General features: G+C 42.7%; 14 protein-coding genes. 3 read left to right on the forward strand and 11 right to left on the reverse strand.

Features of this window, described 5'->3' with window-relative positions:
• Positions 1-696: 696 nt before the first annotated feature.
• The 8 genes from sucD to sdhC all read right to left on the reverse strand — a co-directional run bounded on the left by sucD (position 697) and on the right by sdhC (position 10,515).
• Positions 697-1,569, reverse strand: a complete 873-nt coding sequence (sucD, locus tag NWQ57_RS15915; RefSeq protein WP_306023148.1) for a succinate--CoA ligase subunit alpha — start codon at positions 1,567-1,569, stop codon at positions 697-699.
• Positions 1,569-2,735: an ADP-forming succinate--CoA ligase subunit beta gene (gene sucC / locus NWQ57_RS15920; RefSeq protein WP_306023149.1), complete on the reverse strand. Its 1,167-nt coding sequence runs from the start codon at positions 2,733-2,735 to the stop codon at positions 1,569-1,571. The genes sucD and sucC overlap by 1 nt, the downstream gene beginning before the upstream one ends.
• Positions 2,736-2,853: 118 nt before the next feature.
• Positions 2,854-4,341 carry a 2-oxoglutarate dehydrogenase complex dihydrolipoyllysine-residue succinyltransferase gene (odhB, locus tag NWQ57_RS15925; RefSeq protein ID WP_306023150.1) on the reverse strand — a complete coding sequence of 496 codons (1,488 nt, stop codon included), beginning with the start codon at positions 4,339-4,341 and terminating at the stop codon, positions 2,854-2,856.
• A 9-nt stretch (positions 4,342-4,350) separates the two neighbouring features.
• A complete protein-coding gene (locus NWQ57_RS15930; RefSeq protein ID WP_306023151.1) occupies positions 4,351-7,173 on the reverse strand; it encodes a 2-oxoglutarate dehydrogenase E1 component in 2,823 nt (940 codons plus the stop codon).
• A gap of 131 nt (positions 7,174-7,304) precedes the next feature.
• Positions 7,305-8,015, reverse strand: coding sequence for a succinate dehydrogenase iron-sulfur subunit (locus NWQ57_RS15935; RefSeq protein ID WP_306023152.1), 711 nt, complete (start codon positions 8,013-8,015; stop codon positions 7,305-7,307).
• Positions 8,016-8,029: 14 nt separating this feature from the next.
• The gene (gene sdhA, locus NWQ57_RS15940; protein ID WP_306023153.1) at positions 8,030-9,799 is read right to left on the reverse strand and encodes a succinate dehydrogenase flavoprotein subunit; all 1,770 of its coding nucleotides are present in this window, start codon (positions 9,797-9,799) and stop codon (positions 8,030-8,032) included.
• Entirely contained in the window at positions 9,800-10,147 is a 348-nt protein-coding gene (sdhD, locus tag NWQ57_RS15945; RefSeq protein WP_306023154.1) for a succinate dehydrogenase, hydrophobic membrane anchor protein, read from the reverse strand.
• The gene (gene sdhC, locus NWQ57_RS15950; protein WP_306023155.1) at positions 10,141-10,515 is read right to left on the reverse strand and encodes a succinate dehydrogenase, cytochrome b556 subunit; all 375 of its coding nucleotides are present in this window, start codon (positions 10,513-10,515) and stop codon (positions 10,141-10,143) included. Before sdhC ends, sdhD begins: the two co-directional genes overlap by 7 nt.
• Before the next feature lie 396 nt (positions 10,516-10,911).
• Here sdhC and gltA point away from each other — a divergent pair, with 396 nt between their 5' ends.
• Positions 10,912-12,192, forward strand: coding sequence for a citrate synthase (gene gltA / locus NWQ57_RS15955; protein WP_306023156.1), 1,281 nt, complete (start codon positions 10,912-10,914; stop codon positions 12,190-12,192).
• 88 nt (positions 12,193-12,280) lie between these two features.
• Positions 12,281-12,697: a DUF3429 domain-containing protein gene (locus NWQ57_RS15960; RefSeq protein WP_306023157.1), complete on the forward strand. Its 417-nt coding sequence runs from the start codon at positions 12,281-12,283 to the stop codon at positions 12,695-12,697.
• Between the two features lie 51 nt (positions 12,698-12,748).
• On the opposite strand, the gene NWQ57_RS15965 is transcribed toward NWQ57_RS15960, so the two are convergent.
• The 3 genes from NWQ57_RS15965 to NWQ57_RS15975 all read right to left on the reverse strand — a co-directional run bounded on the left by NWQ57_RS15965 (position 12,749) and on the right by NWQ57_RS15975 (position 16,603).
• Positions 12,749-14,194 carry a phosphomannomutase CpsG gene (locus NWQ57_RS15965; RefSeq protein WP_306023158.1) on the reverse strand — a complete coding sequence of 482 codons (1,446 nt, stop codon included), beginning with the start codon at positions 14,192-14,194 and terminating at the stop codon, positions 12,749-12,751.
• Between the two features lie 11 nt (positions 14,195-14,205).
• Positions 14,206-15,627 carry a mannose-1-phosphate guanylyltransferase/mannose-6-phosphate isomerase gene (locus NWQ57_RS15970; protein WP_306023159.1) on the reverse strand — a complete coding sequence of 474 codons (1,422 nt, stop codon included), beginning with the start codon at positions 15,625-15,627 and terminating at the stop codon, positions 14,206-14,208.
• Between the two features lie 142 nt (positions 15,628-15,769).
• Positions 15,770-16,603, reverse strand: a complete 834-nt coding sequence (locus NWQ57_RS15975) for a pirin family protein (RefSeq protein WP_306023160.1) — start codon at positions 16,601-16,603, stop codon at positions 15,770-15,772.
• A gap of 204 nt (positions 16,604-16,807) precedes the next feature.
• Between NWQ57_RS15975 and tcdA the strand changes: the two genes are divergently transcribed.
• Positions 16,808-17,596 carry a tRNA cyclic N6-threonylcarbamoyladenosine(37) synthase TcdA gene (gene tcdA, locus NWQ57_RS15980; protein ID WP_306023161.1) on the forward strand — a complete coding sequence of 263 codons (789 nt, stop codon included), beginning with the start codon at positions 16,808-16,810 and terminating at the stop codon, positions 17,594-17,596.
• Positions 17,597-17,612 lie beyond the last annotated feature (16 nt).

Here is a 17,612-nt window from a genome sequence, read left to right on the forward strand (position 1 = left end):
TATTGTCCTGCTTCACCGCTTGTGCTCTGATAAGTGAGCCACGTATACCGGAGACTTGAATCACCTCAAGATTGTCAGATTCAGGTGTTTCTTGGGCTAAGGCTGGGGTTAATCCCACTGCAAAACCACTGGTGATAAGTGCCGCTTTAATTAAATTAGGTTTGAAGTACTTCATATGTGTGTCCCGTTTTTGAGAGTTACTGATGCAAACAATGAAACGTTAAAAACTCACATTCAATTGTTACATTTTTGTTTTTCTAGGCCGAATACTACAGGTAGCATAGGCAATGACTCAACGCACTGCATACGTATTCACTGCACAATTAGTTAATAATTTTACAAGTTGGCAACAAATACGGCGTATGAATGTTAAAAAATCGGCAACGCCCCATAAAGAAAATGGAAAACTGAAATGGTTTAGTATGAGCAGAATACTGAGCCATAGCCGGCTCGTACCTAGTTTCTGAAAAACCTCAACGTTATAACCCATTTACATGATAAGGAGCCTTACAAAAAAGACTGTAGTTTACAGGTAAAAATAGTACAACTTACGGAACAAAAACTTCTCAATTAGCGCAAAAGGACACGTTATTAAGCCAGGAAAGTGTATGTAGTGGGCATGTTTATAAAAATATAGAGACGAGAAAACAAAAAACCCGCATAAAAGCGGGTTTCTAATTCGATGTTTAGCTTACCTTACCAACCAGTAATTTCGCGTAAACCTTTACCTATATCAGCTAAAGAACGCACGGTTTTGACACCTGCATCTTCTAAGGCTTTAAACTTCTCATCAGCTGTACCTTTACCACCAGCAATGATGGCGCCAGCGTGGCCCATACGTTTACCAGCAGGTGCAGTCACACCAGCAATGTAGGAAACAACAGGCTTAGTCACATGTGCTTTGATATAAGCAGCCGCTTCTTCTTCAGCAGATCCACCGATCTCACCGATCATAACGATGGCTTCTGTTTGAGGATCCTCTTGGAACAACTTCAAAATATCGATGAAGTTAGAACCAGGAATTGGATCACCGCCAATACCAACACAAGTAGATTGACCAAAACCTTCATCAGTAGTTTGTTTTACAGCTTCGTAAGTCAATGTACCAGAACGAGAAACGATACCCACTTTACCTGGTTTGTGAATATGTCCAGGCATGATACCAATCTTACATTCACCAGGAGTAATCACGCCTGGGCAGTTTGGACCGATCATTCGAACGCCTTTTACGTTCAAATATTCTTTCACAAACAACATGTCGATAGTGGGGATACCTTCAGTGATACAAATGATCAATTCGATACCTGCATCAGCAGCTTCAACGATAGAATCTTTACAGAACGCGGCTGGTACATAGATGACTGTCGCTGTTGCGCCCGTTTCTTGGACCGCTTCACGTACTGTATTGAAAACGGGTAAACCAAGATGTGTCGTGCCACCTTTACCAGGTGTTACACCGCCAACCATTTTTGTCCCATAAGCAATTGCTTGCTCAGAGTGGAATGTACCCTGACCGCCGGTGAAACCCTGACAGATAACTTTGGTGTCTTTATTAATTAATACAGACATTATTTGCCCTCCGCGGCTTTAACAACTTGCTGGGCCGCATCAGTTAGACTGCTTGCAGCGATAATATCAAGGCCAGACTTTGCTAGTACTTCACGACCTAGTTCAGCGTTAGTGCCTTCAAGACGAACAACAACAGGTACGTTAACACCAACCTCTTTAACAGCACCAATGATACCTTCTGCGATCATGTCACAACGAACGATACCACCAAAGATGTTAACTAAAACCGCTTTAACATTCTTATCAGATAAGATAATTTTAAACGCTTCAGCAACACGTTGCTTGGTTGCACCGCCGCCAACGTCAAGGAAATTAGCGGGTTTGCCACCGTGAAGGTTTACGATATCCATAGTACCCATTGCAAGACCGGCACCATTAACCATACAACCAACGTTTCCGTCTAATGCAACGTAGTTAAGTTCCCATTTCGCCGCTTCAGCTTCACGTGCGTCATCTTGTGATGGATCGTGCATTTCGCGAATTTTTGGCTGTCGATAAGCCGCATTGCCGTCGATGGCTACTTTAGCGTCTAGACAGTGAATGTTGCCATCAGTTTTGATAACAAGTGGGTTGATTTCGATCAACGCAATATCCAAATCAACGAACATTTTCGCTAAACCCAAAAAGATTTGCGTAAACTGTTTAATTTGAACGCCTTGTAAACCAAGTTTAAACGCCATTTCGCGTGCTTGATAAGGCTGAGCACCAACGATAGGATCGATTTCAGCTTTTAAAATCTTTTCTGGTGTTTCATGAGCAACAGTTTCGATTTCTACACCGCCTTCAGTCGAAGCCATGAAAACGATACGACGAGAAGTACGATCAACAACTGCACCTAAATAAAGCTCATCTGCGATGTCAGTGCAAGATTCAACCAAGATCTTACTGACAGGTTGACCATTTTCGTCAGTTTGAAAAGTTACTAAGTTTTGACCTAACCATTTTTGAGCAAATGCTTTGATCTCTTCTTTAGATTTTACCAACTTAACACCGCCAGCCTTACCGCGACCGCCAGCATGTACTTGGCATTTTACTACCCACTCAGTTCCGCCAATTTTGTCAGCTGCTTCAGCCGCCGCTTCAGGAGTATCAGTGGCAAACCCTTCAGAAACTGGCAAACCATACTCTTTGAATAGCTGCTTGCCTTGATATTCATGCAAATTCATGGTGTATCTATCCGTTTTAATTTAGAAAAAGCCGCAATTATGCAGCTTGATTAGAAGCCGTTTTCAACAAGAAAACGGCACTTCAGTAAGTAACGAGTTGCTACTTACCTCGTTTACATTACACGTCTAGCAACAAACGTGTAGGATCTTCAAGCATTTCCTTAATGGTAACCAAGAACCCCACCGACTCTTTACCGTCAATGATTCTGTGGTCATAAGAAAGTGCCAAATACATCATGGGCAAAATTTCTACTTTGCCGTTAACTGCCATTGGTCTGTCTTGAATTTTATGCATCCCTAAGATTGCACTTTGTGGCAAATTGATAATAGGCGTAGACAATAGAGAGCCAAAAACACCGCCGTTAGTAATAGTGAAATTACCGCCTTGCATATCTTCCATCGTCAGTTTGCCATCACGACCTTTTAACGCTAAGTCGCGAATGCCAGATTCGATGCCAGCCATTCCTAGCGTATCGCAATCACGCAATATCGGCGTAACTAGGCCACGCGGTGTCGATACGGCAATCGAGATGTCAAAATAGTTATGGTAACAAATGTCATCGCCATCAATTGAAGCGTTAACTTCAGGGAAACGCTTCAGTGCTTCTGTTACCGCTTTAACATAAAACGACATAAAACCTAAACGAATGCCATGACGTTTTTCGAAACTATCTTGATACTGCTTGCGCAAGTCCATAATGGGCTTCATGTTAACTTCGTTAAATGTAGTTAACATTGCCGTGCTGTTTTTTGCTTCCAACAAACGAGTTGCAATCGTTTTACGTAAACGAGTCATCGGCACACGTTTCTCTGTGCGGCTCCCCACGTTTAAGACTGGAGCTGCAGCACTTGATGATGCACTTTTAGCAGAAGCAACTGGCGCCTGTAGGAATTTCTCAACGTCTTCTTTGGTTACACGACCGCCTTTACCTGTACCTTTAATTTTTGCTGCATCTAAGCCTTTTTCTGCAAGTAATCTTCTCACAGATGGACTCAATGCATCATTTTCTTCATTCGATGCAGGACTCGCCGAATCTGCAGCTGGAGTACTTACCGCAGGCGCAGCGCCAGCAGTAAACAAAGCGATCACTTGTTCACCTGAAACTGTGGCACCTTCTTCAAACAAGATTTCACTAAGTGAACCGTCAGCTGGCGCAACAACTTCTAGCACCACTTTATCGGTTTCAATATCAACCAAATTCTGATCACGAGAGATAGCTTCGCCTGGTTTAACATGCCAAGTTGCTATTGTTGCATCTGCCACTGACTCGGGCAGTACCGGTACCTTAATTTCCACTGCTTCACCTTTACTGTTTGAAGTTTCTTTTGCGGTAGGTGCTGGAGCGCTACTCTCTTTAGCAGCACTGGCACCTGATTCAAATTTAGCGATAACCTGCTCGCCAAGAACAGTTTCACCTTCGACTTGGAATATTTCACTGATTACACCATCTGCTGGTGCAACAACTTCAAGTACTACCTTGTCTGTCTCTATATCTACAATGCTTTGATCACGACTGACCTTTTCGCCAACTTTCACATGCCAAGTTGCAATCGATGCATCAGCCACTGATTCTGGCAATACCGGTACTTTTATATCAATAGTCATACTGGTTCCTTATTTAATTGTTAATGCATCAGCAATCAAATCAGCTTGCTGTTGGTTGTGAACAGAAATATACCCTACCGCAGGTGATGCAGAAGCAAGACGACCAGCGTAACTCAGTTTTGCACCCTCAGGGATTGACGCCCAAAAATGGTGCTGGCTACAGTACCAAGCGCCTTGGTTTTGAGGTTCTTCCTGACACCACACCCAATCAGTCACATGTTGATAGTCACTAATAGCCTGAGCTAACTCAGCATGAGGGAAAGGATAGAGTTGTTCGATTCGAACAATCGCGATGTCGTCTTGTTCATTTTTACGACGCTGTTCGAGCAAATCGTAATAAACCTTGCCTGAACATAACACTACGCGCTTAACCTTACTCGGCACTAACTCATCTACTTCACCGATGACGTTATGGAAAACCCCCGTTGAGAGTTCTTCGAGTGAAGAGACAGCCAGCGGATGACGCAACAAAGACTTTGGAGACATCACAATCAAAGGCTTACGTGTGGGTCTGAGTATTTGACGGCGCAACATGTTAAATACCTGAGCCGGGGTAGATGGCACACATACTTGCCAATTGTGGTCAGCACATAACTGTAAGAAGCGTTCAAGTCTAGCTGAGCTATGCTCAGGTCCTTGCCCTTCATATCCGTGGGGCAACAATAAGGTTAGACCACATAAGCGGCCCCACTTTGCTTCACCAGAACTCAAGAACTGATCAATCACCACTTGAGCACCGTTGGCGAAATCACCAAACTGAGCTTCCCAGATAGTTAAACAACCTGGCTCAGCAGTGGCATATCCAAATTCAAAAGCAAGTACCGCCGCCTCAGACAAAACGGAATCATAAATTTCCATTTTTCCTTGCTTAGGGCTGATATGCTGCAACGGCATATAGGCAGAGCCATCAGCTTGGTTGTGCAGAACAGCGTGTCTGTGGAAGAAGGTACCACGGCCGGAGTCTTGGCCGGTCATACGGATCTTACTGCCCGTATCCACGATAGACGCATAGGCTAAATTTTCGGCCATTCCCCAATCTAAGGGTTTTTCTTGAGCAATCATCGCTACGCGATCTTGATAAAGCTTGGCAACACGAGACTGTAATTGGTGACTTTCAGGGAAAGAACACAACTTATTACCTAACTCTTGAAGTTTTTCTACACTGATTTCGCAATCGTAACTCACGTCCCAGTCGTGGCCTAGGTAAGGTGACCAGTCGACAGAATGTTCTGTCATTGGACGCCACTCATCTAATACGCAAGCACCATGATCAAGCGCTGCACGATAATCGCCAATTAATTTTTCAACTTCATGGGCTTCGATACTGCCCTCTGCTACCAATTGATCAGCGTACAATTCGCGAGGAACAGGATGCTTCTTAATTTTTTGGTACATTAAGGGTTGAGTTGCATTTGGCTCATCAGCCTCGTTATGCCCATGACGGCGGTAACACACTAGATCGATGACAACGTCACGCTTGAACTGATTGCGATAATCTAAAGCTAGTTTTGTCACGAATAAAACAGCTTCAGGATCGTCAGCATTGACATGGAAGATAGGCGCCTGAACCATTTTTGCTATATCAGTACAATACTGAGTAGAACGCGTATCTTCAGTTTTAGATGTAGTGAAACCAACTTGGTTGTTGATAACGATACGAACAGTGCCACCCACTTTGAAACCGCGAGTTTGTGACATATTAAAGGTTTCTTGCACCACACCTTGGCCAGCAATCGCAGAGTCACCATGAATGGTGATCGGCAAAACAAGCGAACCGTCAGTACAGTTACGTCTGTCTAGACGTGCTCTAACCGAACCAATCACTACTGGGTTAACAATTTCTAAATGAGATGGGTTAAACGCTAGCGCTAAATGGACGTTTCCACCTGGGGTAGCAAAATCTGAAGAGTAACCCGCATGGTATTTAACGTCACCGGCTCCTAATGAATTATCGTGTTTACCGGCAAATTCATCAAACAGCACAGAAGGATTCTTACCCAGAACATTGACAAGTACGTTTAAACGCCCGCGGTGAGCCATACCAATGACAACTTCTTTAGTACCGCAATTACCAGCGTGAGAAATTAGTCCTTTCAACATCGGTACCAAAGAATCACCGCCTTCTAATGAAAAGCGTTTGGCACCCGGAAATTTAGCTCCAAGGTATTTTTCCATACCATCGGCTGCAACAAGCCCCTTGAGAATCGCAATTTTTTCTTCACGAGGCACTTCAGGCTTGGCTTGTACTGACTCGATGCGGTTCTGTAACCAACGCTTTTGTTCAGTGTCGGTGATGTGCATGTATTCGGTACCAATCGAACCACAATAAGTGCGATTCAGTGACTTAAACAACTCACCCAGAGGCATGGTTTCTTGGCCAATAGCGTAAGAACCAACGTTGTAAACGGTATCGAAGTCTTGTTCGGAAAGATTATGATGAGATAGTTCTAGATCACGAACTCTGGGCTGCTTCCAAAGCTGCAAAGGATCGAGATTGGCATGTTGGTGCCCACGAAATCTAAATGCATTTATCAACTGTAATACTTTGACTTGCTTCTCATCACTTGTATTGCTAGTAGGTGAAGCACTTCCACCAACCCGCGCAGCGGGTCCTAAAGCGGCTAATGAGCGAAATTGTTCTCTTATTACGCTGTGTTTAGATTCGACTGATACGCCTTCAACTTTGGGTAATTTGTCGAAAATTTCACGCCATTGTTCAGAGACACTTTGTGCGTTATCTAAATACGCTTCATACATTTCTTCTACATAAGCAGCGTTGCCACCAGCCATGTGAGAAGAGTCCCACCATGCTTTCATCACGCTTTGTTGCATTGTCGTCCCTTGATTTGATAAGACTTACAATTATGTGTGCAGGTACACACGTTACTTTAGTGGGCTTAACCCACAGGTTACTTTAAATCAAAAAATCGGTATTGCCATTCAATTAAGAATGGCAAGCTAACTTATACTGCGCGTTTTAACAACATTGATTTGATCTGACCAATGGCTTTAGTTGGATTTAAGCCTTTTGGACATACACTGACGCAATTCATAATGCCGTGACAACGGAACACACTAAAGGCATCATCTAAACCACTTAGACGTTGTTCAGTGGCCGTATCACGACTATCTGCTAAAAAGCGATAGGCATGTAATAAACCAGCAGGACCAATGAACTTATCAGGGTTCCACCAGAACGATGGGCACGATGTTGAACAACAAGCGCATAAAATACACTCGTATAAACCGTCCAATTTAGCTCTGTCTTCTGGCGATTGCAAAAATTCACGAGCAGGTGGTTGATTGTCATCATTGATCAAAAACGGCTTAATCTTTTCATACTGAGTGTAAAACTGACTCATATCTACAACTAAATCACGCACGACAGGTAGACCAGGCAATGGACGAACCACTATCTTATTACCTTTTAATGCTGACAAAGGAGTGATACATGCTAGGCCATTTTTGCCGTTCATATTAACGCCGTCAGAACCACACACACCTTCGCGACATGAGCGACGAAATGATAAAGTTGGGTCTTTCTCTTTCAATAAAATCAGCGCATCCAGAACCATCATGTCCTGACCTTCTTCAAGCTCCAACTGATACTCTTGCATACGGGGCGCGTTATCAATATCAGGATTGTAACGGTAAACTGAGAAATGTAATTGCATCTTCGCTACTCCTATTAATACGTTCTTGCTTTTGGTGGAAAGGCTTCACGAAGCTTAGGCGTCATATTCACGTCTCGCTTCAGCATCGTATCGTTTTCAGGTAAATACACTGAGTGGCATAACCAGTTGTCATCGTCACGGTCTGGGAAGTCAAAGCGACTATGGGCACCGCGACTCTCAGTACGGAAGTTAGCGGCAACTGCTGTGCTGTAAGCCGTTTCCATCAAGTTATCTAATTCTAGGCATTCGATACGTGCCGTGTTGAAGTCGTTGCTCTTATCGTCTAAGCGAGCCGACTGAAGACGCTCTCTTATTTCGCCTAATTCTTTAAGACCTTGTGCCATTGCCTCGCCTTCTCTAAATACTGAGAAGTTAAGTTGCATACACTGTTGCAAATCTTTCTTAATTTGCACTGGGTCTTCGCCTTGACCTTTAGGAGAATTTTCCCAACGATTAAACCGAACTAGAGCCGCATCGACATCATCTTGTGATGCATCACGTGCTTCAATGCCATCAATTGCTTTACCTAAATGCAAACCTGTTGCGCGGCCAAATACCACTAAGTCTAATAATGAATTACCACCTAATCGATTTGCGCCATGCACTGATACACAAGCAATTTCACCACAAGCGAATAAACCTTTAATTGGCGTCGCTTTGCCTTGTAAGTCGATACTGAGAGCTTGACCGTCAACGTTAGTCGGAATACCACCCATCATGTAATGGCAAGTAGGAATAACAGGAATAGGCTCTTTAACAGGGTCGACGTGAGCGAAAGTACGAGATAATTCGAGTATTCCCGGTAGGCGTGACTCTAGTACATCCTTCCCAAGGTGGTCTAGTTTTAACTTAAGGTGAGGACCCCAGGGGCCATCACAACCACGACCTTCGCGTATCTCCGTCATCATAGAACGAGCAACAACATCACGACCTGCTAAGTCTTTAGCATTGGGCGCATAGCGTTCCATAAAGCGTTCACCGTCTTTATTCAACAAATAACCGCCTTCACCACGGCACCCCTCAGTAACTAGAGTACCAGCACCGGCAATACCGGTGGGGTGGAATTGCCACATTTCCATATCTTGCATTGGTACACCAGCACGAAGCGCCATACCAACGCCATCGCCAGTGTTGATGTGTGCATTTGTGGTTGATGCATAAATACGACCCGCACCACCCGTTGCTAACACAACGGCCTTTGATTTGAAGTAAACGACTTCACCCGATTCAATATCAATCGCGGTACAACCCACCACGTCACCGTCTTGGTTTTTAACTAAATCCAAGGCATACCATTCACTGAACACTTTGGTCTTATTTTTAACGTTTTGTTGATACAATAAATGCAACAAGGCATGACCTGTTCTGTCAGCCGCTGCTGCCGTACGAGCACCTTGCTCGCCTCCAAAATTCTTTGATTGACCGCCGAAGGGGCGTTGGTAAATCTTTCCGTTTTCGAAACGAGAAAAAGGTAAACCCATGTTTTCCATTTCAATAATCGCTTCAGGACCTGTTTTACACATATATTCGATAGCGTCTTGATCACCGATGTAATCAGAACCTTTAACGGTATCGTACATGTGCCATTCCCAATTATCTTCGTGGGCATTACCTAATGCTACAGTGATGCCACCTTGCGCAGAAACCGTATGTGAGCGCGTTGGAAAAACTTTAGATAACAATGCACAAGATTTACCTGATTGAGAAATTTGTAAAGCAGCGCGCATACCAGCACCGCCTGCTCCAACCACTACTGCATCATATTCATGAACTGTAATACCCATCTAAATACCCCACAACACAAAAAGACCTACCGCGACATAAACGAAGGCAATTAAATTAAGTATGAATTGAACCACCGCACGCAACGCAGGTGCTTTAACGTAATCAGTTAACACTTGCCATAAACCGATTCTGACGTGCAGCATGATTGAAACTAGTGTAGCGAAAGTAAATACTTTCATTGCAATATTAGAAAAAAGGCCATTCCAGCTCTCAAATGTAACCTGAGGCGTTGTTACAAAATACCACAGCATAAACAATGAAAAAGCCGTCATAATGATGGCAGTTGCTCTGATGGTGACATAGTCCTGCACACCATCACGTTTCAAACTAGCTTGGCTAGTTACCATAATACAACTCCTACAACAATCGTTAATAAGATCCAAATACCAATAATAGCTTTAGCACTATTATTGCCTGACTCAAGTTCTTCCCAAGCACCAGTATCCATGATGAAATGTCTGATTCCACCTAAGATGTGGTAGCTCAATGCTGAAATAGTCCCAATAGCGATAAATTTACCCAACCAACCGTTAAGTTGTTGCTGAACCATCGCAAACCCATCTAAAGAAGATACTGAAACCGCCCACGCCCAGATCACAAACAACAAAGCAAAAAACAAGGCGACGCCTGTGATGCGATGAAGAATTGAAGTAATAGCTGCAGGAGGAAAACTAATGGTATTAAGTTGTAAATTTACTGGTCTTTGTTTTTTCACGTTTTATGCTCTTTTACCTGTAGGGTGTTTTACATTATGCTCCGGCGCATTGCGCACCACAGCCTGCTAAAAACAGTATTTTCATCCCTGAAAATGTTATTCAAATGTTAACTAGATATTAATAAATTAATGCCTTTGCTATCACTCAAACAAGATGGCAAAGTATATCCAGCGAATTCGCTAATTACAATTGTTGTTCATTATTAATGCCTTATAAGTCTTAGATTTAAAATTAATTTTTATAAATAATAAAGTTAATTAAATAATTATGCGTTTAACTAAGCATTAAAATTGACATAACACGACATTATCAGTACAAATAGCGGCGATTTTCCCCGTGTAAGCATAATCAATTGCTGTTTTATCAAAAAGTAACCAGTCTGAGGAGAGCAAAGTATGGCAGACAATAAAGCCATTTTAAAAGCCGGTGATAAAGAAATTGAACTACCCATTTTGTCTGGTTCAGCAGGGCATGATGTAATCGATATTCGTAAACTAGGCAGCAGCGGTTATTTCACTTACGACCCCGGTTTTATGGCCACTGGCTCATGTGAGTCTTCCATCACTTTTATAGATGGAGAGAAAGGTGTTTTATTACATCGCGGATATTCAATCGAAGATTTAGCAAGAGAAGCTGATTACATCGAAGTGTGTTATATGTTGTTACACGACAAAACGCCAAACACAGAAGAATATCAAGATTTTAAAAATACCATCACTCGCCATACCTTAGTTCATGATCAAGTAAATAACTTTTTCCGTGGTTTTAGACGCGATGCACACCCCATGGCAATGCTATGTGGCACGGTAGGCGCAATGGCTTCTTTCTACCACGATGACTTAAATATACATGATGCAGACCAACGTTTACGCAGTGCCTACCGTTTAGTGGCTAAAATGCCGACCTTGGTTGCCATGTGTTACAAATACAACATCGGTCAACCATTTGTATACCCAAGAAACGATCTTAGCTATGCAGAAAACTTTTTAAATATGATGTTCTCTGTACCGGCTGAAACATATAAAATTAGTCCAGCAGTAGCACGTGCGGTTGACAGAATTTTTATCTTACATGCCGATCATGAGCAAAACGCCTCTACTTCAACAGTTCGTTTAGCAGGCTCTTCGGGTGCCAACCCTTATGCTGTTATAGCAGCAGGCGTAGCGTCACTCTGGGGCCCTGCTCACGGAGGCGCCAACGAAGCATGTTTGACTATGCTCGAAGAAATTGGAACTGTAGACCGTATCCCAGAGTTTATTGCACGAGCAAAAGACAAAAATGACCCCTTCCGATTAATGGGTTTTGGTCATCGTGTCTATAAAAACTTTGACCCACGTGCAACAGTCATGCGTGAAAGCTGCCATGAAGTATTGTCTGAATTAAACATTGACGATCCTTTGCTGAACGTAGCAATGGAATTGGAAAGAATTGCACTTAGCGATCCGTATTTTGCTGAGAAGAAACTATTCCCGAACGTTGATTTTTATTCAGGCATCATTCTCAAAGCAATCGGTATTCCTACCAACATGTTCACTTGCATATTTGCTTTAGCAAGAACGGTTGGCTGGGTTTCTCATTGGCATGAAATGTTAAGTCAGCCTGGTCAAAAAATAGGCCGCCCTCGTCAACTATATACTGGTCATACATTGCGTCCGTACAATAAAATTGAAAAATAATTGATGTAACCAGTACACTATCGAGCGCTGTTTCAGTTCACTGAAACAGCGCTTTTTTTTGACTTGTTGAATATTAAGGCCTAATAAGATGAACGTAGTTCCCTATTCAAAATTGCTCGGCTATTGTGGTCTGTTACCCTTTTTAGGCTTACCCCTTTTATCTTTTCTAGAAGGGTTAAGTCCCTTACTGTCACAAACACTTTTTATCCAATATAGTGCGGTTATTTTAGCATTTTTAGGGGGCGTTCATTGGAGCGATGCCTTATCAAGAACATTCAGTAAAATGCAAATGAGTGTGGCAATGTTACCCTCATTATTGGCTTGGCTATGCTTGTTCAATCCAAATGGCAGGGTTTCAATATTGTTGTTAGCAAGCGGCTTTATTTTTATGTTGTTGTATGATCTGCGAGTATTTAGTTCAGACAAACATTATAAACGATTAAGAATAGAGCTCACTGCAGTGACGGTTTTGATGCATTTTGTTATGGCAGGTTTACTCGCATAGCTTTGAAAGATGACGACTTTCTTAGTAGGCCAAAAAAGTCGTCCTTATCATTTATTGCAGTAAAGAAAGCAGTTCTTTTGTTTTGTCTTCCATTAAGGGAATATTTGCCCGCGATTCTACATTCAGGCGAATAACAGGTTCGGTGTTTGATTTGCGTAAATTAAATCGCCATTCGTCGAATTCAACACCAATACCATCAGTGTAATCAACTAACTTTGCACTTGCTTCATACTTCGCTAACACCGCTTTGATTACCTTATCAGGATCGCTGACGGTGCGGTTGATTTCGCCTGATGAAGGGAATGCCGCAATGCGCTCTTTGACCAAATTTGATAGGGGCTTGTTAGATGTGCAAATCAGCTCTGCCACCAATAACCATGGGATCATACCCGAATCACAATAAGCGAAATCTCTGAAATAATGGTGAGCACTCATTTCACCACCATAAACAGCATCATCTGCTCGCATCCGCTCTTTGATAAAAGCGTGGCCTGTTTTGCTCATAATAGGTACGCCACCAGAAGATTTCACAATATCTTCGGTGTTCCAATAGACCCGTGGGTCAAAAATAATTTTAGCGCCTGGGTCTTTATCCAAGAAAGCCTTCGCTAGCAAACCAACAATATAATAGCCTTCTACAAAATCACCGTTTTCGTCGAACAAAAAGCAACGGTCAAAATCGCCATCCCAAGCAATACCCATATCAGCCTTGTGGGCCTTCACTGCATTTGCCGTATCAGCCCGACTTTCCGGTAGTAAAGGATTGGGAATACCATTTGGAAACGTACCGTCGGGTTGGTGGTGAATTTTTATAAACTCAACAGGCACTTGCAGTTTTATCAAAGTTTGTTCAATCGCATCTAGGGCCTTACCCGCTGCACCATTACCCGCGTTAACCACCAACTTCAAGGGGCGTATATTATCTTGATTAATATAAGACAACATATGTTCTACGTAAGCATTCTCCGTAGATACCATTTGATAAGCCTGACTCAACAGGAGCTTTTCAACTGACACGGAACTTTGACCTGAAACAAAGTCAGCTGAACTCACAAAGCCATTCGAAAAAGACATTAAACCTGCTTTTACTGAATTTTCTTCATAGCTTTCAGCTAGTTCTTTAATTGCAAACAAGCCAGTATCACCACTAATGGGTTTCGAGTCTGCCTTGACTAATTTCATGCCGTTGTAATCAATCGGATTATGACTCGCTGTTACTTCAATGCCGCCATCAACGCCTAGATGTTTTGTTGCAAAATAGATCTCTTCAGTGCCCGTCATACCTAAATCAAGTACTTTAGCTCCACCATCTATCAAGCCCACCGCAAGCGCTAACTTAAGTGGCTCTGAAGTCAATCTTACATCGCCCCCAACGACCACACTTTTTGCATTAAGATATTCAGCAAAAGCGCGTCCTATACGATAAGCCGAGTGCTCATCTAATTGCTCGACCAGTTTGCCACGTATATCGTAGGCCTTAAAACAGCTTAGTTGCATATTAACGATCCTTATTTACTCTCTACTCGACCATAGCGGTCAGAAAAACGCACAATATCGTCTTCACCTAAGTAAGTACCTGATTGTACTTCAATTAACTCAAGTGGAATTTTACCTGGGTTTTCAAGAGCATGAATCACACCAATAGGAATATAAGTCGATTGATTTTCAGAGAGTAATAAGGTTTGCTCACCGTTGGTGACTTTCGCGGTACCGGCAACTACAATCCAGTGCTCTGCACGATGGTGATGCATTTGTACCGACAATTTTTCACCCGGCTTGACGGTGATACGTTTTACTTGGAATCGAGCCCCATTATCAATGGAGTCGTAACTGCCCCAAGGACGGAATACTTCGCGGTGAAATTCAAATTCTGGACGTTTTTCAGCCTTTAATTGATTAACCACATTCTTAATATCCTGCACCTTATCTTTGTGGGCGACTAACACTGCATCTTTAGTTTCAACCACAACCACATCATCAAGTCCAACGACCGAAATTAATCGTTGTTCAGAATTAATATAACTGTTGTGCACACCGTCTAGTATGGCATCACCGATTACCACATTGTTATTACTGTCTTTTTGCTGTGCGGTTTCCCACAAAGAAGACCAACTGCCAACATCACTCCAACCAGCATCAAGCGGCACTACACAAGCTGAATCGGTTTTTTCCATCACGGCATAGTCGATCGAATCGTCGGGACACGTAGAGAAAATTTCGGCATCTAGTCTAACAAACTCTAAATCAGGTGATTCAGAGGCAATGGCTCTTTTACAAATCGCCAGCATGTCCGGCGCATATTTCTCAAGTTCTTGTAAATAACGACTCGCCTTGAACATAAACATACCGCTATTCCAGTAATATTCACCTGAATCAACATATGCCTGTGCAGTCGTTAAATTGGGTTTTTCAACAAACTGAGCCACTTCGAAGCCGACTTCTTGAGCTGAAACTTCGCGACCGCGCTTAATGTACCCATAGCCAGTATGGGCACTGTCTGGCACGATGCCAAAGGTTACTAATTTTCCTTGCTCAGCAAGTTTCTCTGCTTGCTCGATAGCCTTGTGAAATTCAGCCTTGTTACCAATTAAATGATCTGCAGCCAAAACCAACAGGGTCGGATCTTCGCCAGCCAATGAAGCATGTAAAGCGGCAAGGGCAATCGCAGGCGCCGTATTCCGACCCACCGGCTCAAGTAAAATGCCTCCGTGCTTGATATCTTCTTGTCGCAGTTGCTCTGCAACCAAAAAACGGTGAGCTTCATTGCAGATCACTATGGGATCGGCAATTTGAGTTCCATTCAAGCGTTTAATGGTGTCCTGCAACATGGTGAGTTCACAAGTTAAGCGTAAAAATTGTTTTGGCAAGGCAGCACGCGACTTAGGCCATAAACGGCTACCACTCCCACCAGCAAGTACAACAGGTTTCATTAAACGTTCCTTTTTCAGTTATGTTATCTACCACTGTCAACATGGCAAAATTTCTCTGTGTGAATGGTATTAAAGCTAGTGACCTTATTCAACACATCGCTGAAACTAAAACGCTATTTAGCGATAAAAAGAGCAAATACCATCAAACAAAGCGTCCCTTTTGATAATCCTCAAAAGCTTGTTGAATTTCATGCTCCGTATTCATCACAAATGGACCATATTGAGCCACGGGCTCATTAATGGGAAATGCTCCAACAACGATGCATTGAGCACCTGCTTCCCCACCTAATTCGATAGTCGATTGACTTTCTAACACGGCTAATTGGCCCTTGATGATTTTTTCATTGCCAACTTCAACTTCTCCCTCATAACAATATACAAAGAAGTATTGCTGTTCCTCTCGAGGAATAACGACAGCTTGCTTTTTTTCAAAAACACAATCTAGAAACAAAGGACTTACCGCTTGCGCTGAAACAGGCCCTATTACACCGTCAAACTCTCCAACCAATACCTTAATCTTTAGCCCTTCAGAGATATTAACCACAGGGACGTCCGCGGCCTTAATATCTTGATAATTAGGCGCAGACATTTTGTCTTTTGCTGGTAGATTCACCCAAAGTTGAAAACCACGCATCAAGCCTTCCGTTTGTTTCGGCATTTCGGAATGAATGATCCCCCGTCCGGCATTCATCCATTGAATACCGCCGGTTTCGATTAAGCCCGTGTTGCCGACAGAATCCTTATGTTCCATTTTACCGGCTAACATGTAAGTGACGGTTTGAAAACCGCGATGTGGGTGCTCGGGAAAACCTGCTAAATAATCTTGTGGTTTATCTGAACCAAATTCATCTAACAGCAAAAAGGGGTCGAGTCGCGGTAAGGCAGGCTGACCTATGATTCGTGTTAATGTTACCCCTGCCCCGTCTTGAGTAGCTAAACCTCGAACGATTTGTTTTATCTGCTTGGAATGCTTCACTGGGTTAACCTCTGAACTAGTGCTTAAAATCGATGCCGCATAACACCACGTTTAGTAAATGAATAAAATCTCAGATTTATGAATTGATAGATCTATTAATTCGAATGTTTTTCGTCAGATTTATGCTTTTAAATTGCTTCAGTCAGTCAAAATTAATCCCGAACACTGGTATAATCTTCCATTATTCGATTTAAATGATTCTTTATGCAGCAAATAAAACAGCGATTTGGTGGCACTGAGCGCCTTTACGGTATTAATCAAACAGCAGTACTGGCTAAATCTCATGTTTGTGTTGTGGGTATTGGCGGCGTGGGTTGTTGGGTAGCAGAAGCATTGGCCCGCACAGCTTTAGGGCAGCTTACACTTATTGATTTAGACGATCTTTGTGTAACCAATACCAATCGCCAAATACATGCGATGCATTCTACTGTCGGCTTGGCTAAAGTCGATGAGATGAAAAAGCGTATTCTCGACATTAATCCCGATTGTATAGTTAACGCAATAGAAGATTTTGTCACCCCAGAAAACGTAGCCGAAATGTTTAATAAAGGCTTTGATTATGTGGTTGATGCCACAGACAGTATTAAAGCCAAAGCCAGTATGATTGTGTATTGCAAACGGAATAAAATTCCAATCATCACTATTGGTGGGGCTGGCGGCCAGATAGATCCAACCCAAATAGCCGTTACTGACCTAAGTAAAACAATTCAAGACCCTCTTGCAGCCAAACTTCGCTCCTATCTACGCCGCTTTCATAATTTTACCGCCAACAGTAAAAGACGTTTTGGCATTGATTGCGTTTATTCAACTGAGCAACTGCGCTATCCACAAAAAGACGGCTCTGTTTGCGCGACTAAAAGTTTGTCAGACGGAAGCGTAAAGTTAGATTGTAATACAGGCTTTGGTGCATCTGTAGCAGTCACCGGCACCTTCGGATTTGTTGCTGCAGCCAGAGTAATTGAAAAATTAATAGCAAAAGCCCATTTGCCATAAAACCTGACAGTGTTGT

Source organism: Paraglaciecola sp. (genome assembly GCF_030730205.1).
Classification (GTDB): domain Bacteria; phylum Pseudomonadota; class Gammaproteobacteria; order Enterobacterales; family Alteromonadaceae; genus Paraglaciecola.